The sequence below is a fragment of the Chryseobacterium cucumeris genome (genome assembly GCF_001593385.1).
Lineage (GTDB): Bacteria > Bacteroidota > Bacteroidia > Flavobacteriales > Weeksellaceae > Chryseobacterium > Chryseobacterium cucumeris.
In genome coordinates this window covers 405,916-428,613 of record NZ_LUVZ01000034.1, presented here as the reverse complement: position 1 = coordinate 428,613, position 22,698 = coordinate 405,916, and the positions used below count along the sequence as shown (strand labels likewise).

The 22,698-nt window shown below is 37.2% G+C and carries 27 protein-coding genes; 19 read left to right on the top strand and 8 right to left on the bottom strand.

The genetic code is table 11. From position 1 onward, the window contains the following. The first annotated feature begins 437 nt into the window (after nucleotides 1-437). The 4 genes from A1704_RS17145 to A1704_RS17130 all read left to right on the top strand — a co-directional run bounded on the left by A1704_RS17145 (nucleotide 438) and on the right by A1704_RS17130 (nucleotide 4,081). Nucleotides 438-893 carry a hypothetical protein gene (locus A1704_RS17145; protein WP_062675287.1) on the top strand — a complete coding sequence of 152 codons (456 nt, stop codon included), beginning with the start codon at nucleotides 438-440 and terminating at the stop codon, nucleotides 891-893. 114 nt (nucleotides 894-1,007) lie between these two features. After that, nucleotides 1,008-1,913, top strand: coding sequence for a helix-turn-helix domain-containing protein (locus A1704_RS17140; protein ID WP_062675286.1), 906 nt, complete (start codon nucleotides 1,008-1,010; stop codon nucleotides 1,911-1,913). 86 nt (nucleotides 1,914-1,999) lie between these two features. After that, nucleotides 2,000-3,001 carry an aldo/keto reductase gene (locus A1704_RS17135; RefSeq protein WP_062675285.1) on the top strand — a complete coding sequence of 334 codons (1,002 nt, stop codon included), beginning with the start codon at nucleotides 2,000-2,002 and terminating at the stop codon, nucleotides 2,999-3,001. 87 nt (nucleotides 3,002-3,088) lie between these two features. Continuing rightward, nucleotides 3,089-4,081, top strand: coding sequence for an MBL fold metallo-hydrolase (locus tag A1704_RS17130; protein WP_062675284.1), 993 nt, complete (start codon nucleotides 3,089-3,091; stop codon nucleotides 4,079-4,081). 322 nt (nucleotides 4,082-4,403) lie between these two features. On the opposite strand, the gene A1704_RS17125 is transcribed toward A1704_RS17130, so the two are convergent. From A1704_RS17125 to A1704_RS17095, 7 genes are all read right to left on the bottom strand, one after another. Next, on the bottom strand, nucleotides 4,404-4,796 hold the full coding sequence (locus A1704_RS17125; protein ID WP_062675283.1) for a DoxX family protein: 393 nt from the start codon (nucleotides 4,794-4,796) through the stop codon (nucleotides 4,404-4,406). Nucleotides 4,797-4,834: 38 nt separating this feature from the next. Next, a complete protein-coding gene (locus A1704_RS17120) occupies nucleotides 4,835-5,611 on the bottom strand; it encodes a DUF1223 domain-containing protein (protein WP_062675282.1) in 777 nt (258 codons plus the stop codon). A 324-nt stretch (nucleotides 5,612-5,935) separates the two neighbouring features. Next, a complete protein-coding gene (locus tag A1704_RS17115) occupies nucleotides 5,936-6,694 on the bottom strand; it encodes a LytR/AlgR family response regulator transcription factor (protein WP_062675281.1) in 759 nt (252 codons plus the stop codon). Next, nucleotides 6,675-7,688, bottom strand: a complete 1,014-nt coding sequence (locus tag A1704_RS17110) for a sensor histidine kinase (protein WP_062675280.1) — start codon at nucleotides 7,686-7,688, stop codon at nucleotides 6,675-6,677. The genes A1704_RS17115 and A1704_RS17110 overlap by 20 nt, the downstream gene beginning before the upstream one ends. An 80-nt stretch (nucleotides 7,689-7,768) precedes the next feature. Next, nucleotides 7,769-8,212, bottom strand: coding sequence for a hypothetical protein (locus A1704_RS17105; RefSeq protein ID WP_062675279.1), 444 nt, complete (start codon nucleotides 8,210-8,212; stop codon nucleotides 7,769-7,771). Next, nucleotides 8,209-9,192 carry a heme-binding domain-containing protein gene (locus A1704_RS17100; protein ID WP_062675278.1) on the bottom strand — a complete coding sequence of 328 codons (984 nt, stop codon included), beginning with the start codon at nucleotides 9,190-9,192 and terminating at the stop codon, nucleotides 8,209-8,211. The genes A1704_RS17105 and A1704_RS17100 overlap by 4 nt, the downstream gene beginning before the upstream one ends. Before the next feature lie 172 nt (nucleotides 9,193-9,364). Next, nucleotides 9,365-10,111 (bottom strand): SDR family oxidoreductase, encoded by a 747-nt coding sequence (locus A1704_RS17095; protein WP_062675277.1) that lies wholly within the window; start codon nucleotides 10,109-10,111, stop codon nucleotides 9,365-9,367. A 101-nt stretch (nucleotides 10,112-10,212) separates the two neighbouring features. Here A1704_RS17095 and A1704_RS17090 point away from each other — a divergent pair, with 101 nt between their 5' ends. Beyond that, a complete protein-coding gene (locus A1704_RS17090; RefSeq protein ID WP_047377604.1) occupies nucleotides 10,213-10,548 on the top strand; it encodes a winged helix-turn-helix transcriptional regulator in 336 nt (111 codons plus the stop codon). Between the two features lie 213 nt (nucleotides 10,549-10,761). Here the strand turns inward: A1704_RS17090 and A1704_RS17085 are convergent, their stop codons facing one another. After that, complete coding sequence (locus A1704_RS17085) at nucleotides 10,762-12,981, bottom strand: NADP-dependent isocitrate dehydrogenase (RefSeq protein ID WP_062675276.1); 2,220 nt, start codon at nucleotides 12,979-12,981, stop codon at nucleotides 10,762-10,764. 359 nt (nucleotides 12,982-13,340) lie between these two features. Here A1704_RS17085 and tpx point away from each other — a divergent pair, with 359 nt between their 5' ends. From tpx to A1704_RS17015, 14 genes are all read left to right on the top strand, one after another. Next, nucleotides 13,341-13,841, top strand: coding sequence for a thiol peroxidase (gene tpx, locus A1704_RS17080; RefSeq protein WP_062675275.1), 501 nt, complete (start codon nucleotides 13,341-13,343; stop codon nucleotides 13,839-13,841). Between the two features lie 70 nt (nucleotides 13,842-13,911). After that, nucleotides 13,912-14,259 (top strand): VOC family protein, encoded by a 348-nt coding sequence (locus tag A1704_RS17075; RefSeq protein ID WP_062675274.1) that lies wholly within the window; start codon nucleotides 13,912-13,914, stop codon nucleotides 14,257-14,259. A gap of 107 nt (nucleotides 14,260-14,366) precedes the next feature. Then, a complete protein-coding gene (locus A1704_RS17070) occupies nucleotides 14,367-15,578 on the top strand; it encodes a DUF763 domain-containing protein (protein ID WP_062675273.1) in 1,212 nt (403 codons plus the stop codon). Nucleotides 15,579-15,850: 272 nt separating this feature from the next. Next, nucleotides 15,851-16,441, top strand: coding sequence for a Crp/Fnr family transcriptional regulator (locus A1704_RS17065; protein ID WP_062675272.1), 591 nt, complete (start codon nucleotides 15,851-15,853; stop codon nucleotides 16,439-16,441). A 77-nt stretch (nucleotides 16,442-16,518) separates the two neighbouring features. Further along, on the top strand, nucleotides 16,519-16,926 hold the full coding sequence (locus tag A1704_RS17060; protein ID WP_062675271.1) for a VOC family protein: 408 nt from the start codon (nucleotides 16,519-16,521) through the stop codon (nucleotides 16,924-16,926). 96 nt (nucleotides 16,927-17,022) lie between these two features. Then, entirely contained in the window at nucleotides 17,023-17,433 is a 411-nt protein-coding gene (locus A1704_RS17055) for a VOC family protein (protein ID WP_062675270.1), read from the top strand. A gap of 25 nt (nucleotides 17,434-17,458) precedes the next feature. Next, complete coding sequence (locus A1704_RS17050) at nucleotides 17,459-17,920, top strand: hypothetical protein (protein ID WP_062675269.1); 462 nt, start codon at nucleotides 17,459-17,461, stop codon at nucleotides 17,918-17,920. Nucleotides 17,921-18,139: 219 nt separating this feature from the next. Further along, the gene (locus A1704_RS17045; RefSeq protein ID WP_238590650.1) at nucleotides 18,140-18,640 is read left to right on the top strand and encodes a DinB family protein; all 501 of its coding nucleotides are present in this window, start codon (nucleotides 18,140-18,142) and stop codon (nucleotides 18,638-18,640) included. 2 nt (nucleotides 18,641-18,642) lie between these two features. Continuing rightward, on the top strand, nucleotides 18,643-19,419 hold the full coding sequence (locus tag A1704_RS17040; RefSeq protein WP_062675267.1) for an alpha/beta fold hydrolase: 777 nt from the start codon (nucleotides 18,643-18,645) through the stop codon (nucleotides 19,417-19,419). Between the two features lie 90 nt (nucleotides 19,420-19,509). Continuing rightward, nucleotides 19,510-19,941 (top strand): VOC family protein, encoded by a 432-nt coding sequence (locus A1704_RS17035; RefSeq protein WP_062675266.1) that lies wholly within the window; start codon nucleotides 19,510-19,512, stop codon nucleotides 19,939-19,941. 79 nt (nucleotides 19,942-20,020) lie between these two features. Then, nucleotides 20,021-20,434: an SRPBCC family protein gene (locus A1704_RS17030; protein WP_062675265.1), complete on the top strand. Its 414-nt coding sequence runs from the start codon at nucleotides 20,021-20,023 to the stop codon at nucleotides 20,432-20,434. A gap of 36 nt (nucleotides 20,435-20,470) precedes the next feature. Next, entirely contained in the window at nucleotides 20,471-20,710 is a 240-nt protein-coding gene (locus A1704_RS17025; RefSeq protein WP_228432187.1) for a helix-hairpin-helix domain-containing protein, read from the top strand. 133 nt (nucleotides 20,711-20,843) lie between these two features. Next, on the top strand, nucleotides 20,844-21,710 hold the full coding sequence (locus A1704_RS17020) for a VOC family protein (RefSeq protein WP_062675264.1): 867 nt from the start codon (nucleotides 20,844-20,846) through the stop codon (nucleotides 21,708-21,710). A 47-nt stretch (nucleotides 21,711-21,757) separates the two neighbouring features. Next, nucleotides 21,758-22,591, top strand: a complete 834-nt coding sequence (locus A1704_RS17015) for an SDR family oxidoreductase (protein WP_062675263.1) — start codon at nucleotides 21,758-21,760, stop codon at nucleotides 22,589-22,591. The last annotated feature ends 107 nt before the right edge of the window (nucleotides 22,592-22,698 follow it).

Sequence of the window (22,698 nt, the reverse complement as noted above, 5' to 3'; positions counted from 1 at the left end):
AATTAAACTATATGAAATAATAATTTATGGGAATCTTAACGAATTTTATAACATAAGTGGATAAAAGATAAAAGATAAAAAATAAAAAATAAAAGATATTACCATTAAATATCTGTATGCCAGGATCAATAGAAATGGGCTTAGCCCGCCAGACGATATATAATTCTCTACGGCTTTTAGACGAAACTTAAATATGTGTTTTTATAAATCTGCAATGTGTTGATTATTAATATGTAATAGGGTTGTTACTTAATAATTCTTAGGATATAATCATAACCTTAAAATAATTAATGTTTAAGAATTTAATAAAAAATACAGAAAATAATTCAAAGATAATCAGTTGTTTGTGGTTTTTTTTAACAAATATTAGTATTTGTAATTAATAATTGGCACTTTAATTGACTATCACTTGGTAATTATTTTTAAAGTGGAATGAAATGAAAAAGTTAATATTAACAGCATTATTGGTTGGGACATTCAGCTTAAGTTATGCCCAGTCAGATTATTATAATGATTACAGAAGGAGTATCTCTGATATCAACTGGCAAAGAGTAATTACTGATCTTGTGCTTTCAACAACACAGGCTAATCAGATTTATGTGTTAAATGACAGATATCATGATTATGATACCTGGAATAGAGTGTATGTGGTGGAACCGGGAAGATGGAGAAACGACCGTTATTCAGAGCTGGAAAGAATTCTGGGTAGAGAAAAGTATATCATCTTTAAAAAGAAGTACTACAGAGGACAGAATCCTGTAATTGTTTACGGAAGAAACAAAAACGATTATAAAAAATACCGTAAACAACAGGAGAAGTATTATAAAAATCAGGAAAAATATTACAAAAAACAAAATAACCATCATGGTCACGGACATGATGATTGGGATTAGATTATTATCAACTCAATATTCACTTTTAAATGGCTGGCAGCATTGTCAGCCATTTAATTTTTTAATCCTATAATTTTTATGATTTAATTTGTTTGATTTTTATAACTTTGATTTATGGAATCACACGAATCACTGAATGGTTTTTATGAAAGGAATGCTCCTAATCTGGCATCTCAATGTGTTGGGGTGAATAAAATGGGGCACTTCAATGTCTTTTCACGGGAGTATTGCTCTCCGCATACTCCTTACAGCAGGAGAGATTATTATAAGATTTCACTCATCATTGGAAAAGGAAAACTTCACTATGCTGATAAATGGATCAAAGTAGATCGCCCCGCCTTATTGTTTTCCAATCCCATTATTCCTTATTCCTGGGAAGCTGATGATGAGGATCAGAAAGGCTGGTTCTGCCTTTTTACCGATCAGTTTCTCCACAATGGAAGCCGTATGGGAAACCTTCAGGATTCTCCGCTGTTCAAGATTGGAGGAACACCTGTTTTCTTTGTCGATGAAGAGCAGCAGAAGATACTTTCTGAGATGTATATCAAAATGATGATGGAGATTCAGTCAGATTATATCCACAAGTATGATATGTTGAGAGCATATCTTCATCTGATGATACATGAAACAATGAGAATGCAGCCGGCAGAAAGCTTTGAACCTTATCAGAATGCTTCCCAAAGAGTGGCGTCCTTGTTTATGGAACTATTGGAAAGACAGTTTCCTATCGACAGCCCTGAGGCCTTTTTGAAATTAAAAACCCCGAATGATTATGCTCAAAGTCTTTCCATTCATGTGAATTCTTTGAACCGTTCGGTAAAAGAGATTACAGGAAAAACAACCAGCCAGCAGATCACCGCAAGGATTATTCAGGAAGCCAATGCCTTGCTGAAACATACGGATTGGAATATTTCTGAGATTGCCTACGGATTAGGCTTTGAAGAACCTGCTTATTTCACCAATTATTTTAAAAAACAAACCGGAATTACTCCCAATGCCTTAAGAATGGATGTTGTTTGAATTTTATAATTCTTAGTTTGAATTCTATATCGTGGTTGGTTTCCGGATGTTCTAATTTTGTCATATAAAATTAAATCATACCTATCATGAAATTTAAAAAATTAGGAAACACAGAAGAACAGTTATCAGCAATCGGTTTAGGATGTATGGGAATGAGCTTTGCTTATGGTCCTACAGACGAGCAGGAAAGTATCAATACCCTGCACAGAGCGCTGGATTTAGGCGTCAACTTTTGGGATACAGCAGATATGTATGCTAATGGAGAAAATGAAAAACTGATCTCCAAGGTTTTAGTGCCAAACAGAGATAAGATTTTTATTGCAACCAAATTCGGATTCAGGTTTAAAGATGGTAAAGCAAGTCACAGTGGAGCTCCCGGAACATACTTCGACGGCTCTCCGGAATGGATCAGACAGGCAGTAGATTTAAGTCTTCAAAGATTAAAGATTGATACCATTGACCTGTATTATGCCCACAGAATAGATCCTAATGTTCCTGTAGAAGAAACGGTAGGAGCAATGGCAGAATTGGTAAAGGCAGGAAAAGTTAAATATCTTGGATTATCTGAAGCTTCTGCAGAATCTATCAGAAAAGCGAACAAAATTCACCCTATTGCCGCCTTACAGTCAGAATATTCCATCCTTACCAAAGATGTTGAAAAAGAGATTTTACCAACCATCAGAGAGCTTGGGATTTCTTTAGTCCCTTATTCCCCATTGGCAAGAGGACTTTTTACCAATATTTATGAAGCGCAGAATCTTGGCGATGACGATTTTAGAAAATCATTACCGCGTTATCAGCAGGAGTATCTTGAAAATAATACCAAACTGGCTAACGAAATCAATGAGTTGGCAGCTTCCAAAGGAGTAAAAGGAACCCAGCTTGCCTTAGCATGGGTGTTGAATCAGGGAGATGATATTATCCCGATTCCTGGTACAAAACGAATCAAATATCTTGAAGAAAACATTGCCGCTGTTAATATTGAGCTTTCTCAATCAGATCTGGATACCATTGATGCGATCCTGAAAAAATACCCTAATGTGGGAGAAAGATACAATGAAGGTTCAATGAAACTGGTGAACAATTAAAGACTATGTTAGATAAAAACTGAGTTCCTGGTAATGAAGGAGCTCAGTTTTTTTTGTTTTAAATTTTAAAATGAAAAACACTCAGCTATGAACAGAAGGGAATTATTAAAGAACGGATTATTGGTAGGAACATTAAGCATGATTCCTTTTTCCGGTTTAATAGCACAGTCTAAAACAACTGTTGAAAAAACTGGAGATGACCTTTCCGGTTTTAAAAAATTAAAATTGGGTGAACTGGAAGTTTTTGTACTAACAGACGGATATATTCATGAAGAAAACCTTAACTCATTCGCTCCCAGAGGAAATATTACAGAATTGAAATCAATCCTTAAAAACAATTTCAGACCGGAAAATTATATCGATATGGCGATGAATATTCTATTAGTTAAAACAAAAAATAAACTCATTTTATTCGATACCGGAATGGGGATTTTTGCTGATGAAAGAACCGGATTTCTATTAAAAAGTCTCCAAAAAGCAGGATTTTCCGCGAAAGATGTTACTGATGTCTTCATCTCTCACGCCCATCCGGATCACATTGGTGGAGTAGTGGATAAACAAAATCAGTTTATTTTCCCCAATGCTGATATTTTTATTTCTAAGATAGAACATGATTTCTGGATGAAAGCTTCCATCAAAGATTTCAGTAACAGTGCTTTGAAAACACAACCTGGATTTCTTAATCAGATTATTCCTGCCATTCAGAATATTTTGAAAACGATTCAGCCTAAACTGAAATTTTATGACCTTAATCATCCACTATATGAGTGTTTTAGTTTTCAGCTGGCACCTGGTCACACTCCCGGTTTAACGGTTACAACCATCTCTTCAGAAAATGAAAAGCTGATCTATATCGCAGATTTGATTCATTCTGATGTCATTCTTTTTCCACATCCTGAATGGGGCTATTTCGGTGACACCGATCTGGATATTGCAACGGCATCAAGAAAAAAACTCCTTCAACAATTGGCAGATACTAGGATCAGAGCATTTGCTTATCATTTACCATGGCCAGGTTTGGGATACACAAAGAAAAAAGCAACAGCATTTGAATGGTTCCCGGAAAGTTTTATGAATTAGGTAATAGGCTGAAGGTGAAAGGATAAGAGGATTAGGAATAAGTGATATATCGACATTGATTAATACATATGTGCTCAGTATTCCTCTCCTCCGGAGGGGTGGCAAAAATTCAAAGAATTTTTGACGGGGTGGTCAAAAACGGGATGATACATCATACATGCAATACAATCAATAGCAGCGGACTTTAGTCCGCTTTCAAAAACAGTATTCCTCTATCCGCCTTCAGCCAAAACTTATTCATCACCTCACTGAAACAACAGATCCTCCCAGGCAACGGAAGGATCTGTTTCAAACATAAGAAAAAATTAGAATTGTATGCCTATCAAGCCTCTCCAAATACCAATTCAGGAGAATAAAGCTTTCTGAACATGATGTAAGTTACCGTTAACACAGAAAAGGCAACAATTGCATCTACCGTAGACGGAAAACCCAGGACCGCAATTTTTGAAAAGAAAGCAAAAAGAATATCAAAGAACATTCCTGCAAATACCCATTCTTTCAATCTTAATAATCTATTGGGAAGCAGAAGAACCAGAACTCCAGCAATTTTAAAAACACCTAATATATAAATGAAATGAGGCGGATAGCCAAGCTGTTGAGTAATGTCCCACACCACCGAATTTTTTGTCAGTTCAAAGAAACCGCTGGCCCCAAACCATAATGACATAAAAATAGCACCTGACCAATAGATAATTTTTGTAGTTTTTGTTTTCATTGTTGTAATTTTTAGTGATAATTAAATTGTACAGTATTTTATTTAAAAGCTGTTTTTGCTGATCCTGAGATTTCTCCCGTTCTCCTATTCTGAATAAAAGCGATGACTTCCCAGTTTTCCGGAGAAAAGCCTTCCGGCAGTTTAAATGTTGTGATTCCTTCCTGCTTTTTATTCAATGAGATGAGGTTTTGCTTATGAACAATTTGCCAATGATGAAGATGACGTCCCTCATTTTCACCTTTTCCTACCTGAGTAGAAGAATGTTTTTCAATCAAATTAATAAGAAGTATATTCTGAGGATCGGTGGAAGAGGCTTTATACTGAACATTAACTGCATTCTGAGAAACGGTTGCAGATAATTCTACATTTGTTTTTTTAGAAGCAAACAAGACTTTCTGAATGGCATTTCTGATATTGTTTTCATCAGAGCCTACAAATTCTGTTTTTCCATTGACTACCAGCTGCGGAGTATAAACCTGAGAATTCAATATACGGCTATACTGCTGTTGTCGTTGAGAGTTTTCAGCACTACTGAATCGGTCTTTCCACCCAAGGCGGTTCCAGTAATCAACATGGTAGGAGATTAGATACACAGGTTCACCCCTATATTCTTTTTCAATTTTTCCCATCAGCTCATCAGCAGGAGGACAGCTTGAGCAGCCTTCTGAAGTAAAAAGTTCCAAAACAGCAAATCCGTTATTCCCAGAAGCTTGAGATTGTGATGTCTTTTGTTCTTTATTTTGATGGATAAATGCTGAGGTAGCAAATAGTAATGCGGTGAAAGCGCTTACTGTGATTAAGTTTTTTAGTATCATGTCTTTTAATTTGATTCAAAAGTAGATACTCTTCAAAGGCAAAAGAATGCAAAAAAGGGTAAACCGGACAAATTAGGAGGTGAATCCGGAAATTGTAGGGGGAAGTATTTAAAGGCTGTATGCTGGAAGAGAGAGGAAGGAAGTTTTTGGAGTGCAAAAAGGAATTGGTGGTTATATTTTTTGATAGTAAAAATACGAGTAATGAATCTTAAAAAAATTAAAGCAAAAGAAAACCCTGATCATCTCAATCAGGGCTATAATTTATTTAAATAAGACTTTGTCTTCAAGTACTTCCAGCATCCATCCTCCATCTTCCTTACTGCTTTATCTATCCTCCAGCCAAGTAAAAAAACTATGGGTCTTTTCTTTGTTAATCAAAAGTTTTTCAGGGGTTTCAATAGTGAGTTTTACCAGTATTTTACGCTGAAAATAATGTTCCATCTCCTTAATGGCTTTAAAATTAACAAGATATTGTCTGTTAACTCTGAAAAACTGCTTGTCAGACACCTGTTCTGCCACTTGTCCCAAAGGCTGCGTAAGGGGAAACTGTTCTTTGGTGAACGTAACCAGATGGGTGATCTCATTGTGGATATAAAAATACGCAATGTCTTCAGTAGGAATCGTAGTATATTTCTGATTTTTAAAGACCAGGAAGTTGCTTTTACCCGCAGGCTGATTCATTTTCTGTATGATAAATTCCAGATCCGGAAGATCATTCTTCTGGAAGAATTTTTTCAATTCGTCAACCTTTCTCAGAGCTTCGGCAATATCTTCTTTTGAAAATGGTTTTAAAACATAATCAACGCCTTTACTTTTAAAAGCATCTAGCATATATTGATCAAAAGCAGTACAAAAAACCACAGGACAGGTGATCTCCACCGATTTGAAAATTTCAAAGGAAAGTCCGTCCGAAAGATGGATATCCATAAAAATAAGATCGGGTTTAATGTCCTTTAAGCCTTCAATACTTGTTTCAATACTGTCATAAACACCCAGTATTTTTGAGTCCGGTTTTAAGTCTGATATCAAATTCTGCAGGGATTTTGCAGCCCGGAATTCATCTTCAATAATGATTATATTCATGGATTAATGGTAATTTTATCTGAAACTTTTTTTCGTCTGAGTTAATCATAATATCCTTTTCCAGCAAATGTTTGTAACGCATTTTAATATTGTCAAGACCAACTCCCAAAGAATCTTCAGGATTCACTTTTCGCTGTATAGGATTTTCAATTACAATATGATCATCAGCAGTGTAAATTTTAATATGTAAAGGTTTGCTTTGAGAAACAATATTATGTTTGATACAGTTCTCCACCAAAAGCTGAAGCGTAAAAGGAGGAATAAGGGTTTGGACGGTTTCTTTTCCAAGTTCGTTGGTGAACTTAATTCCTTCTCCAAAACGGGCTTTCTGAAGGAATAAATAAGAATCTACTATTTTCATTTCTTCCTGAACGCTGATGAGGTCCAGTTTTCTGCTTTCCAGTGTAAATCGGTAAAAATCAGATAATTTTACAATAAAATCAACAGTTTCTTCATCACGGGTTTCGGCCATCAGTTTTAATGTGTTCAGACTGTTAAAAAGAAAATGAGGGTTGATCTGCTGTTTTAACAATTCATATTGAGCTCCTAAATTGTCACTTTTTACCTTTTCCAGTTCAAGCTGTACCTGTTGTCCTGTATAATTATTCTGAAGAAGGCTCAGGAACATATAGCACACCAGATTGATCAGGATTCCTCTTACCTCGATCATCAGCATCACCGGACCAAAATTAATATGGGAGAGAATCAGCTGCTGAATCCAGGCCAGGCCAAACATAATTACCATACCAAAAGCGAGTACTACCATCAATCTTGAATACGAGATATGCTGTCTGCGTTTTGTGGTGCGGTTCAGCATATAAATATTGACGTACCACATGATCACCGAAAATGCTGCCGTAATAGCTGAGTTGACCACGGCTTCTTTCCAGTCGAATTGATGGGATGCCAACTGAGGTACGGATGATAAAATACCCAGGAAAATGGAGCTTATCCAGATAATAGCTTGTGAGATTTTTATTTTTTGCTGTTGCATGAAATCTGCTGATTTGAAAAGGTTAAATTAACCTTTTTTATTTAAAATATTATGATAAATAGTGAAACTGTAGTTTTTTATTAAGGCCTGTTTACAGGGCGATAACTCATAAAATACTGTATTCTTTCTTCTTTATTGGGTGAGCTGTTTTGTGGTAGACTATTTTTTATATCATAGGAAACCTTTCCAAGATGATCAGCCTGAACAGTTTCAATACTTATCAATTCTCCGGTGATGGTTCCTCCGATATATTGAGGATTATCATGATACTTCCAGGTTACCAGTTTCATCACAGCACCTGCTTCAGGGGTCTGGATTTCTTTTGTTAAAGATTCCAGTGCTTTTTCGTTCCCATATAAGGCAGACATAGTTTCTTTTTTAGGATTTAAAGAATTAGAGATAAATTTGAGAGGTCCCGGGTCAAAGACAACCCTTGAAAGGCCATTATTCATATCACTATTTTCTTTGCTGCAGGCGGTAAGAGCAATAAGACTTACCAGTAAGATAAAGATCATATTTTTCATTTCTTCTGTAAATTTTGAATTAGTCTTTGGGTATTTACTTTCATGGGAACATCAAACAGGTATCCTGTTTTTTCTGCGAGTTGTCTGTGGCAGGCAATGCAGGATTCTTTGGCGAAGGAAGCCGTTTTTCCTGTTGGATGGAGATCATCTCCTGAGAATTTCGCAAATCCCCAACCCTCAGTATCTTGATATTGCTTGGAATCTTTGACCATAAACTGCGCATTGATAAATTTCCCGGGTCTGATTTCCCCATTTGGAAGTTCCTGTTGCTTCCACACAGATTTTACTACAATACTTCCGTCCGGCCAAGGATGAAAATCTTCAGTTTCTACCGCTTTTACAGCGATGTCATTTCCATAGATTACACGGATGGAATTGTCAAAAAGAGTACTCATGCTGATGACTTTCCAATTTTTAAAATCAGGAGTATATTGAACTCCATTGGGAGAAACCGGAAATTGAGCTGGAGCTAGGTCAGTTTTAGCTGCAGAAGGTGAATTGGGCACAGTTTTATTTTGTATAGAAGGTTGTACTGAGGATAATGAAAGGGTATATTTTTTGATCGTTTCAATATCTTTTGCTGTAATCTTGGCTGAAGGATGCAGAAGGGTGTACTCATGGAGAGGCATTTTACCACTTTGCATCATATTGAGGATAGCGTACATTTTTCCCTGATGTTCTGCAGGAGATAACTTTTCCCATTCTGAGAAGTTCAAGACTTCTCTGGCTCTTTTGATATCTTTGTTTACAGCCCAGGAAACAGGAGCAAGTTTATCATACCAGCTTAAATTCTGCTGGTTGGAATGACAGCTGAAACATGAGTTTTCAAGAATACTGATCACTTCCTTTGGCGCTTCAATTTTTCCTGTAACCGGTTTTCCTTCCAAAGGTGTGCTGAATAACTGCAACCCTCCGAAAATTCCTAGAATAGCCAGAAATACGATGGCAATGGGATTTCTTTTTTTCTTTACGGTATCCATAATGAGTATTGTTTTATTTTTCTGGATCAAAAGTAGGCGGGTAGTACATGCTGTGAAACGGAAAACTGTCCGAGCTGGACAAATCAAAAGGCGAATCCGGAATTTTTAACCCCGAAAATCTACAAGAAAAATCCCGGTAACACAATTACCGGGATTTGATTAAATCTGTTGTTTATAAAGTAATACCACCATCTATCACAATTTCAGTTCCGGTGACATAGCCTGAAATCTGATCATCTGACAAATAGGTAACCAGTTTGGCAATCTCTTCAGCGGTTCCCATTTTCTTCATTGGAATCTGTTCTATGAGATGGTTTTGGATATTTTTCAAAGTTTCTTCATCCAGGCCTGCTTTACTCATGATTTCTGTTTTTATCGGACCCGGACTTATCATATTCACTCTGATTTTTCTTGGAGCCAATTCTGCTGCTGCCGTTTTGGCAATAGAATTCAACGCGGCTTTGCTTGCCTGATAAGCTGAACTGTTGGGTTTATAGGTGGACGCAACAATAGAAGATAAAAAGATGACAGAAGCACCATCATTTAACAATGGTATGAATTTGCTTAATGTAAAATAAGCTCCTCTGAAATTAATATTCATCACCTGATCGAAATTTTCAACATCCATATTTTCAATAGGAGTCAGAGTTCCGGTAATTCCTGCATTGATAAACAGAATATCTGCTTTACCGAACTTTTTCTCTACTTCATTCTTCAACAGATCAATATCATCAAGATTAGACTGGTCTGCTATGAACGGGATTGCTCCAAGTTCCTGAGCTGCTTTTTCTACAGCTTCTTTTCGTCTTCCGGTAATGATTACGGTTGCTCCTTCTGAGATAAGTTCTTTGGCTGCAGCGAATCCTATTCCGCTGTTTCCTCCTGTTACGATAGCCAGTTTATGGGTTAATTTTTTCATTGTAAAATTTTTTGACAAAGTTATTTCAAAATGGTATACTTTTGTAACCAGTATCACAGAGTATACCAGTATCATTCTTGATATCACTTAACTTTGCAGCTATGGAAAGAGATCAGACAGAAGAACTTAGAGCCTTGCAGGATACCCTTTATTTTATCGGAGGAAAATGGCGTATTCCTGTTATCAATTCACTTTGTAACGGAAACAGACGTTTCAGGGAAATTGAACGAAGTATTCCCGGAATTACTACCAGAATGCTTTCCAAAGAACTGAAAGATATGGAACTGAATAAACTGCTAAAACGCACCGTTTACCCGGAAACTCCTGTTTTAATAGAATACGAACCTACAGAATACTGCCGAACCTTTGGAAATATTATTCAGGAAATGATCAACTGGGGCAGGGAGCATAGGAGAGTAATTGTGGAAGACAGGTAAGGTGGCAGATGTTAGATTGCAGGAATTAGAATTAGGGATGCGTTGATCTTGATGAGTATATATGTACTCACTATTCCCCTCCTCTGGAGGGGTGTCAAAAATTCAAAGAATTTTTGACGGGGTGGTTTTTAAATAGTTCAGTTTTTAAATTCCGGAGTGGTTACAAAAAAAAGCTCCTTAAAAAGGAGCTTTCATTTATATCAAAACGAACAATTAAATTCCGTCAATGATTTCATTTAAAACCGTACTAGGTCTCATTGCTGCATACGTTTTATATGTGTCAGTTTTGTAGTATCCTTCAATGTTCTGAGGTTTACCCTGAGCACCAATTAATTCAGCATTGATTACTTCTTCGTTTTCCTGCATTGCCTGAGCAACCGGAGCAAACTGAGCTGCCAGTTCAGCATCTGCAGTCTGGTTAGCTAGTGCTTCAGCCCAGTACATTGCTAAATAGAAGTGAGAACCTCTGTTATCGATCTGACCTACTTTTCTTGCAGGAGATTTATCTGTAGCTAAGAATTTAGCGTTAGCTTCATCCAATGCATCAGCCAGAACCTGAGATTTCGTATTTCCCTGAGTTTGTGCCAGGTGCTCTAAAGAAGCCTGAAGCGCTAAGAATTCACCTAGAGAATCCCATCTTAAGTATCCTTCTTCTAAGAACTGCTCAACGTGTTTTGGAGCAGAACCTCCGGCACCAGTTTCAAATAAACCACCACCGTTCATCAATGGTACAATAGAAAGCATTTTTGCAGAAGTACCAAGCTCAAGGATTGGGAAAAGGTCTGTTAAATAATCTCTCAATACGTTTCCGGAAACTGAGATTGTATCTTTACCTTCTCTTGCTCTTTTCAACGTTTCAGTCATAGCATCTTTTACATCAAGGATTCTGATGTCAAGACCTGTTGTATCATGATCAGCAAGATATTTCTCTACTTTTTTGATGATTTCTCGGTCGTGAGCTCTTCCTTTGTCTAACCAGAAGATAGCAGGAGTATCAGATAATCTTGATCTGTTTACAGCTAATTTTACCCAGTCCTGGATAGGAGCATCTTTAGTCTGACACATTCTGAAGATATCATCTTTTTCTACCTTCTGAGAAAGAAGAATGTTTCCAGCTTCGTCCTGAACTTCTACAGTTCCGTCAGCAGCTACTTGGAAAGTTTTATCGTGAGAACCATATTCTTCAGCTTTCTGAGCCATTAAACCTACGTTTGGAACAGATCCCATAGTGGTAGGGTCTAATTTTCCGTGCGCTTTCATATCATCAATCACAGATTGATAGAAACCAGCATAAGAACGGTCTGGAATGATACAAACGGTATCTTCCTCATTTCCGTCTTTGTTCCACATTTTACCTCCTCCTCTTACAAGGGCAGCCATAGAGGCATCGACGATGATGTCAGAAGGTACGTGGAAGTTGGTAATTCCTTTGTCAGAATTTACCATTGCCACTCTAGGTCCTTCAGCAAGAGCTTTTTCAATATCAGCTTTAATGTCAGCTTCCTGAGCATTTCCTTTGATTTTTTCAAAAAGATCCGCAAGACCATTATTTGGATTGATGTCTAAAGACTTGAAAGTCTCAGCATATTTTGTAAATACTTCTTTGAAGAAAGTCTCAACGATAGCCCCGAAAATGATTGGGTCAGAGATTTTCATCATTGTTGCTTTAAGGTGAGCAGAAAGAAGTACATTTCTTTTCTTAGCTTCCTCGATAGCTTCCTGAACGAACGCTCTTAATGCATTAAGGTTCATTACAGAAGAGTCAATTACTTCACCAGCCTGAAGACCTGCGAAGTCTTTCAATACAGATTCAGAACCGTCGTTTCCTTTGAATACGATTCTGTATTTGGTAGCATTTTCTAACGTTGTAGAAGTTTCTGTACCGTAGAAATCACCATTGTTCATGTGAGCTACGTCAGTTTTGCTGTCAGATGCCCAGTTACCCATTCTGTGAGGGTTTGCTTTTGCATAGTTTTTAACAGCTTTTGGAGCACGTCTGTCAGAGTTTCCTTCTCTTAATACTGGGTTTACAGCACTTCCTAATACTTTGGCATATTTAGCTTTGATTGCTTTTTCTTCGTCATTTTTAGGCTCTGCAGGATAGTTTGGAACTGCGAAACCTTTACCTTGTAATTCAGCAATCGCTGCATCCAATTGAGGTACAGAAGCAGAAATGTTCGGTAACTTAATGATGTTGGCTTCAGGTTTTGTTGCCAATTCTCCAAGTTCTGCCAAAGCATCACCGATCTTTTGGTCGTCTTTTAAAAACTCAGGGAAGTTGGCTAAAATTCTTCCTGCCAAAGAAATGTCCGGTACTGCGATTTCGATATCTGCTGATTTTGTAAAAGCTTTTACGATAGGTAAAAACGAGTGAGTAGCCAGCATTGGAGCTTCATCAGTAAGTGTGTAATAGATTTTTGATTTTTCTGACATTATACTGTTATTTTTTATTTGAAATTTTAAGTCCCACAAATTTAGTAAATATCATTGTTTTATTTAAGATATTTCCATAAAAAAAAGAGGCTTTTGACTCTTTATATTGATATCTGCTTAATTTATGTTCACCTTCCGGTTATATTTATTTTAGAAATAATTTTATAATGTTCAGAGGCTGAACTTTTTGTCCTTAAAATCAGGCTTTTTTGAGGCTGTAGTTATATAGTAATTATGTCTGATAAAACTGATTATCAATAAGATGTTTTTTATTTTCACTTTAAGATTAATTTAACCATAATAAAACCGGAAAAACTTTCTTTTTTGATTACATTTGAAAAAATAAAAAAATAAATATTATGTCAACGACAATCACTTTAAAAGGAAACGAAGTACACACAATAGGAGCATTACCATCAGTAGGAACCACTGTAAAAGACTTTGCATTGGTAGATTCAGGATTAAATGTAAAAACACTTCAAAATTTTGACGGAAAGAAAAAAGTATTCAATATTTTCCCAAGCATTGATACCCCTACCTGTGCCGCTTCTTCCAGAAAATTCAATGAGGAAGCTTCAAAACTTGATAATACGGTGATCATCAATGTTTCTAAAGACCTTCCATTTGCATTAGGAAGATTCTGCGCGGCAGAAGGATTGAATAATGTAGAAACACTTTCAGACTTCAGAAGCAGCTTTGGGGACGATTATGAAGTGACTATCGCAGATTCTCCTATGAAAGGATTACTGAGCCGTGCCGTGATCGTTACTGACGAAAACAATAAAGTAGTATATACTGAGCAGGTTCCGGAAATTGCTAATGAACCTAATTACGATGCCGCTCTTGCAGCATTGAAATAATAAAATAATTTTTGTAGAAAAGCCTTGTGAATATGATTTTGCAAGGCTTTTTTAATCAAAAAAATTGAACATGGTAAAAAGAATCGTAGTCAATATTAAAACCAATGATCTTTCCAGAGCCCATCAATTTTATCAGGATATTTTAGAACTGGATGTTTTGATGGATCATGGCTGGATTAAAACATTGGGTAATGAGGAAGAAGCCAAAGTTCAGATCAGCTTTGCTGAACAGGGTGGAAACGATACGGAAGTTCCTGATCTTTCCATCGAAGTGGATAATGTGGATGAAGTGTATGAAAAGATGAAAAAGGCCGGTTTTGAAGTCACTTACGAACTTACCAATGAGGACTGGGGAGTTCGCAGGTTTTTTGTCAGAGATCCATTTGAAAAGCTGATCAATATACTGTCTCACCAATAAAAACAGTTTTATGAATCAGTATGTTTTACCGTAATTAAACATTATTAATGATCCGGATCATTAAATAATAAGATGAATAAAACCTACCTTTACAGTTTGATAATAGAATGAAACGTTCAGGAACTGCAGATTTACCCCTTCACTATGGCAAAGTACCGCCATGGCTGTATGAGCGTATGTCTGTTCTTGGGCTGTCCATTATTGAAGTCATTCTCATGGATTATGGTAAAGATGAGGTTCTACGCCGGTTGGCAGATCCATTCTGGTTTCAGAGTTTTGGAGCCGTGATGGGAATGGACTGGCATTCTTCAGGGATTACCACTTCCGTTATGGGAGCTTTAAAACGTTCTGTCAACCCAAATTCTCAGTCGCTGGGGCTTTATATCTGTGGCGGAAAAGGGAAGTTTTCCCGCGAAACTCCATCAGAGCTTATTAAAATTGCAGATAAAACCGGACTGAACGGAACAGAACTGGTAAGAGCCAGCAAGCTTTCTGCAAAAGTAGATAATACGGCCATCCAGGATGGTTACCAGCTGTATTTACACAATTTCATTCTTTCAGACAACGGAAACTGGAGCGTCATTCAGCAGGGGATGCATGAATCTGACGGAACAGCAAGACGTTACCACTGGCACTCGGAAAACATTACCTCTTTTGTAGAACAGCCCCACACAGGAATTAATGGGATTTCAAGAGGGAGAATTCTTAACCTTACGGATACCGAAGCCTCGGATAACAGAAAAGGAATTCTGAATATTTCCCATACCGATTCGGCTGAGGTGATGAAAGATTTTGCCAGATTGATTCTACCTGCTCATCATGATGTTCGGGCTTCTGATGTTGATCTGAAACGTCTCGGAGCACTGCTGTATGTTACCAGAGAACAGCAGCCACAGAATTTTGAAGACCTGCTGATGCTGGAAGGAGTAGGTCCAAGAACCATGCAGTCTTTGGCTTTGGTAAGTGAAGTGATTCACGGAGCACCGTCAAGATTTGCAGATCCGGCAAGGTTTTCCTTTGCTCATGGTGGTAAAGACGGACATCCTTTCCCTGTTCCGATCAATACGTATGATGAAAGTATCAGCATTCTCAGAAAAGGAATTGAAAAATCCAGGCTGGGAAACTCTGATAAGCTGAATTCTTTAAACAAGCTTCACCAGATTGTCACTGAAGCAGAAAAAGACTTTACACCGGATTTTGATATTCAGCAGGTAATTGAAGAAGAAAGACAAAATTCATGGCGTTTTGGTGGGAAAACGGTATTCGGCGATGCCCAGAAACCCACTGCTCCAAAATCAATACAGCTTTCCCTGTTTTAAAAAAATATTTCCTGTAAAAAGCTAACAATGACTGTATCGGGAGATAGTCATTCCCATCCTCCGGAGGGGTGGCGAAAATTCAAAGAATTTTTGACGGGGTGGTCAGAGATAGTATGTTTCAAATAACTGTTTAAAAACAAAAAGATTTGAAATGTATTTAATTTCAATAGGGTATGTGCTTTTTATGAAAATATTCAATGCTTTGTTTAATGTTTTTTGCTCTGAATTCAATTAAAAATTTTACTTTTAAAGACTTAAAAAATTGACACCAAATGACCAATAAAGCTTTAGAAACCTGCTATGATTTCCCCTTTTTTTTCCCTGAAGAGCTTGCTGAAATATTCCAGGCTCATGAAAAAATATCTTTCCAGAAAGGTGATTTCATTCTTGAGGAAGGAAAAACAGCCAATGAATATTATATTCTTGAAAGCGGATTGGCGCGTTCCTATGTGAATGATTTCAACGGAAATGAAGTAACAACCCACTTTTTTGTAGAAAATGAAGTCATTATTGAGGTTTTGTCAATGTTTCAGCGGGTTCCGTCTCAGGAAAATATTGTTTGTATTACCGACTGCGAGTGCTGGAGGCTGGATTATGATACCTTCCAGGAGTTGTTCCATAAAATCCCAAACCTCAGGGAATGGGGAAGATCGTGGATGTCTCAGGAGCTTTTTGCCTACAAACAAAGATCTGTAGAAATGTTTACCCTTTCTGCCACCAGAAGATACCTTAATCTGCTGGAGCAAAAATCTAAAGTCATACAATTTGCCCCCTTGAAACAAATAGCGTCCTATCTGGGAGTTACAGATACTTCTCTGAGCCGTATCCGTAAGGAAATCGTCTCTCATCCTAAGAAAATTTAAATCTTGCCCTATGGCAAGTAGATTTTCATTGCACCTCGGTAATTTTGGATTACAGATTAACACTAAAATTACGAAAAATGAAAGTCAACCAAATTTATGTCAACCTTCCGGTAAAAGATGTACAGAAAACCAAAGAATTCTGGACTAAGGTAGGTTTTTCTATCAATGAACAATTCTCTGATGATAAAGCAACCTGCGTTGTTTTGAATGATACCATCTATGTGATGTTTCTGCAGGAAGATTATTTTATGACCTTCACCAATAAACCGGTTGCCAAAGAAAATACCAGTCAGGTTCTTGTAGCGGTAGGTTTGAACAGCCGTGAAGAAGTAGATGAAATAGTAAACACTGCTGTAGAGAACGGCGCACGGCAGCATGAAGAACCTCAGGATTATGGATGGATGTATCAGAACTCCTTCTGGGACCCGGATGGGCATGGCTGGAATATTACTTTTGCAGATATGTCTCAAATGCCTGCTGAATAAATTAATCCAAATAAAAAATAAATCTTGCCCTATGGCAAGCACATTCTTACCAAATCCCGGTAATTTTGGATAACAATCACCACTAAAATTTACAAAATGAATATTACAGATATTTACGTCAATTTACCTGTAAAAGACGTTCAAAAAACCAGAGAATTCTGGACGAAGCTTGGCTTTTCTATTAATGAACAGTTTTCAGATGAGAAAGCAATATGCGTAGTCATGAAAGAAAATTATATCTACACTATGTTTCTTAAAGAAGAGTTTTTCCAAACCTTTACCAACAGACCTTTTGCTAAAGGAGATACAACACAGGTACTTCTTGCTATCGGAGTCAACAGCCGGGAAGAAGTAGACGGTATGGTAAAAACAGCGATCGAAAACGGAGGGTCAAAATACAGTGAACCTGTAGATTACGGATGGATGTATCAAAGCAGTTTTGCTGATATCAACGGCCATCAGTGGGAAGTAGTGCATGGTGATGCTTCTCAGATCCCTGCAGAATAATCCATAACACCACAAAATATATCATATGGAAACACAATCAAACGATATAGAAATCATAAAAAATCAGATAACCAGTAATTATTTTGTGATTACGATGAATATCGATGGTATTACCCACGAAGAATCTATGATTTTTCCCAATGGTGAAGCCAATTGTATGAACTGGATCCTTGGACATTTAATTTACATCAGAAATCCATTACTGAATATTTTAGGAGAAGAATCTGTCTGGGATAGTGAAAAATTTTCTTTCTATAACAGGGGTGAAATTGCTTTAGATCATCAAGATAAATTGATTAGTTTCGAAGATTTAAAATCCTATCTTAAGCAATCCCAGGATAAACTGGAAGCAAAGCTCAACACACTTAAGAGTTTTAAACCTGAAATGGTTAAAGATATATCAACCTTAAGCCTTCATGAAATCTATCACAGTGGGCAGCTGGGTTATCTCCGCAGAATTTTAGGAAAACCGGGTGCTATAAAATAACATGCTATTTTTAGACTGCTTACTTCGCTAGGAATGACAAGTACTTCACTGAAATATTAGTATTATCTTTTAAGGTGAGTACAATTTTATCGCAGATAAAATCCCCGCGCCTTAAAAGCGAATGGTTTGTAAAACTCTTAGCGCCTTTGCGTTTCTCCAACCTACTAACCTCTAACTTCTAATCTCTGATTAAAAATGAACACACCAAAATCAAAAAAAATGGAGCTCGTTATTCCGGCTTACAGAATGCATTCCCAAAGCTTTATGAACGTTTTGGACGGCATTTCGGAAGAAGATGCCTTGAAAAGAATTGAAAATAAAACCAATCATATCGTATGGATGGCAGGAAACTTTGTCAACATGCGCTACGGATTAGGTTCAGTACTTGGACTTCAGGGAGAAGACCCTTACAATGATTTGTTTTTCCAGGGAAAAGCATTGAATGAAAGTTTAAAATATCCAACCCTGGCTGAACTGAAAGAAAACTTTCATACAATTTCAGCTAAAGTCTTTCAAAAACTTCATGAAGTAACCGATGAAGAGCTGGATGAAATATTTGAAATAGGAATGAGCATCCCTTTCATTAAAGAAACAAAACTCAATTTTGTCGGAATGTGCATCGGCCGTGAAGACTACCTCTGCGGGCAGATAGGTCTCATGCGCAGAATTTTGGATTATCCGGGAATGAAATATGATGTGAACGAAAATCTTAAATATTAATAATGAATCCAGTAGAAAAAGGCTATAAAAAAGTCAACGGAATCCAATTATACTATGAAATCTACGGATCAGGAAAACCTGTGGTTTTAATCCATGGCGGTGGCTCTTCAATGCTTTATGATTTTAAAGAAGTCATCGCAAGGCTTGAAGATAAATTCCAGCTGATAGGAATCGATTTACAAAACCATGGCAGAAGTGAACACCGCGATATTCCTGAAACATTTGAACAGGATGCAGACGATGTTGCAGGACTTTTGGCAGAACTTAACATTGAAAAAGCTTCATTCTGGGGATTCAGTAATGGAGGAAGTACCGTAATGCAGATTGGGCATCGTCATCCAGGAATTGTTGAGAAATTAGTGATTGCCTCAGCTTTTTATAAAAGAAGCGGAATGATAGACGGCTTTTTTGAAGGAATGCAGGAAGCAACTTTTGACTCAATGCCGGAACCTTTTAAAATTAATTTCTTAAGCCTCAATCCTGATTTCTCAAAGCTTGAAAACCTTTTTGAGAAAGATTGTAGAAGGATGCAGACTTTTCAGGACTGGAATGATGAAGTGCTGAGGTCAATCAAATCACCTGCATTATTTATCAGCGGCGATCAGGATGTGATGAAGCCGGAACATACTGCCGAAATGTGGCGGTTGGTGAAAGGCTCCCGGTTATTGATACTTCCCGCAACTCATGGTACTTATATGATGCCGGACTTTGATGGAAGTATTGATGCCAACTTAATAGACTTTACCGTCAGGGAAGTAGAAAAATTTTTAAACCATTAAGCGTTTTTTTATTCATAGTAAATTAATTAATCCTTAATGGATCAACAGTAGAAACAATATTTTATAATAATAACTTTAAAATTAAAAATCATGGCTAAATTAAATCCATACCTAAATTTTGATGGAACAGCTGAAGAAGCGTTCAATTTTTACAAAAGTGTTTTCGGTGGTGAATTCGTTGGTGGAATTCATAAAATGGGAAATGCTCCCGGAACAGAAAACCTTTCGGAAGAAGAAAAAAACAGAGTAATGCACATCGCTCTGCCTGTAGGTGGGGACCTGTTAATGGCCTCCGATATTGTACCGGCATTCGGGCAGACTCTTACCGTAGGAAATAATAATTATGTGTCTATTTTCCCTGATTCAAAAAGCGAAGCAGACAGGATTTTTAAAGAACTTTCTGATGGCGGAAACGTGGAAATGCCTATTGAAGATCAGTTCTGGGGAGACTACTTCGGATGTTTTCAGGATAAGTATGGTGTTCATTGGATGGTGAACTATAATGAAGAATCTGCAAAATAATCTTATATTTAACTAATGATAATAAAGAGATGCTCATTTTTGGGCAGCTCTTTATTTAAACTTTTAAAAATATAGAACTATGGATCCAATTAAAATAGACATCACAATTTTAGCACCGGTGGAGAAGGTTTGGAATTATTTCAATGAACCCAAGCACATTACGAAATGGAATTTCGCCCATGAAACCTGGCACTGTCCTAGTTCTGAAAATAACCTTGTAGTAGGAGGCAAATTCAAAAACAGAATGGAAGCAAAAGACAAAAGCTTCGGATTCGATTTTGAAGGCGTATATGATGAGATTATTCCTCATGAAATCATTAGGTATCACCTTGAAGACGGACGAAAAGTGGAAGTTGTATTTGATAAGATAGATGAGAATACAACGAAAGTGATTGAAATTTTCGATCCGGAAAAACAAAATTCTGTGGAAATGCAGCGGGATGGCTGGTATGCTATTCTCAACAACTTCCACAAATATGTTGAGAATCATTAACAATATTTTTTTGTAGCCATGATCAATCTAGTTATCATGTCAAAGAGTTTAAACTCTATGTATGCTTTTAATTATGACTCTGCAGAGCAATTCCTTCACGGAGTTATTGCAATACCTGCTAGAAAAGCCTTAGAAAAAGAAAAAATAAATTCTTTGGAAAAACTTTCAGATTATTCCGAAAAAGAAATCATGCAGCTGCATGGTTTCGGTAAAAATGCGATGATGAAACTGAAGAATTACATGAAAGAAAATCAGGTCTGCTTTAAAGAAGCATAATATATATACAACTGAAAAATTTTGCAGTGTCATTGCAGTAAAACGGATTGGTATCGTTTAAAAGCAAAGGCATAAGATCTGTTTTTGCTGTATAGAAAGTCAAAAATAAATCACCCTTTTAAAAATTAAAATTATGAATAACGATATTTTCCCATGTCTCTGGTATGATGGAGACGCCAAGCAGTCAGCCGAATTTTATTGTAAGGTTTTCGGAGGCGAAATCACTGCAGATACTCCTGTTGTCATGAATATTGATTTGTTTGGACAGAGAATTATGCTTCTGAATGGAGGCCCGCAATTCAAAAAAAATGCTTCTATCTCTTTTATGGTAATCTGTGAAACAGAAGACGAAGTTCAAAAATACTGGGATCAGTTACTGGATGGCGGAATAGCTTTGATGGAACTGGGATCTTACTCGTGGAGCCCGAAATACGGATGGGTTCAGGATAAATATGGCGTAACATGGCAGTTGTTTCTGGGAGAAAAAGCAAGCGATCAGAAAATAATTCCGACTTTGATGTTTATCCATCAGAATAACGGAAAAGCCAAAGAAGCAATGGAACTTTACACGAAAACTTTTCCCAATTCAAGCATCGGAAATATATTGACCTACGGAGCAGGGAGCGAAGGACATAACATTCCGGAACCGGCAGAAAATGTTCAGCATGCTCATTTTACAATCGATAATTACAGCGTATTCTGTATGGATAATTCCTATGATCACCCATTTGACTTCAACGAAGGAATATCTTTAGTAGTAATGACTGATGACCAGGAACAAACCGACAGATATTGGAATGCCTTTACAGCCGATGGCGGCAGAGAAAGTATGTGCGGCTGGCTGAAAGATAAATACGGATTAAACTGGCAGATTGTTCCTAAAAGACTCATCCAGCTGATGAATGATTCTAACCAGGAAAAAGCCTATAAAGTTGTTCAGGCGATGATGAAAATGCAGAAAATTATTATTCAGGATCTGGAAGATGCTTATAATTCTTAAATATTTTCGGCGTATTGTTTGATGTGATTTAGGAAAAAGATTTGCATATGAAAACACATAACAAATCAGACTCTAAGTCAAAAGTCCCTAAAGACGGGGTGTTTCCGGAAATTATCAGGAACGATTATCAGGGAAGCCGGAAGCTGCAGGGTAAAAAAGCTGTTATTTCCGGAGGAGACAGCGGCATAGGACAGGCGGTGGCCGTTCATTTTGCCCGGGAAGGAGCAGATGTCGCCATTATCTATAAAGAAAGTGACGATGATGCTAACGAAACCAAAAGACTGGTGGAAAAAGAAGGGCAGAAGTGTCTTCCGATCAAAGGAGATCTTACCCGGAAAGCATTCAGAACCAAATGCGCAGACAAGATTAAAACAGAGTGGAAGAATATTGATATTCTTGTTAATAATGCAGGAATTCATACCTCAAAAAGCAGTCTGGAAAAAATCTCTGATGAACAGATTCAGGAAACGTTTGATACCAATATCATTTCCATGATTTCATTCACCAGAAATTTTCTTCCTATGATACCAAAAGGAGGACGAATCATTTGTACAACCTCTGTTACAGCGTACCGCGGAAGTGATCACTTAATAGATTATGCGGCAACAAAAGGTGCTGTTTTGTCCTTTATCCGGTCTCTTGCCGATAATCTTGCCGAAAAGGAAATTCTGGTAAACGGAATTGCACCAGGACCTATATGGACTCCATTGGTGAAAGAAGCTTTTGATGACCTTTCCACCTTTGGAAAAGACACTCCGCTGAAACGTGCGGGACAACCTTCTGAAGTAGCACCAGCTTTTGTTTTTCTTGCCTCAAAGGATGCAAGTTATATTACAGGAGAAATTATTCATATCAATGGAGGTGATTTTGTCGGAGGATAGAATGAGAAGCTAGAAGTGGTCACAATAACATTCTCAATCTCTGACTATCAAACTCACCCACCAACGCAGTCACCTGCAACCTATTATCCATCACCTAATCCCTTAAA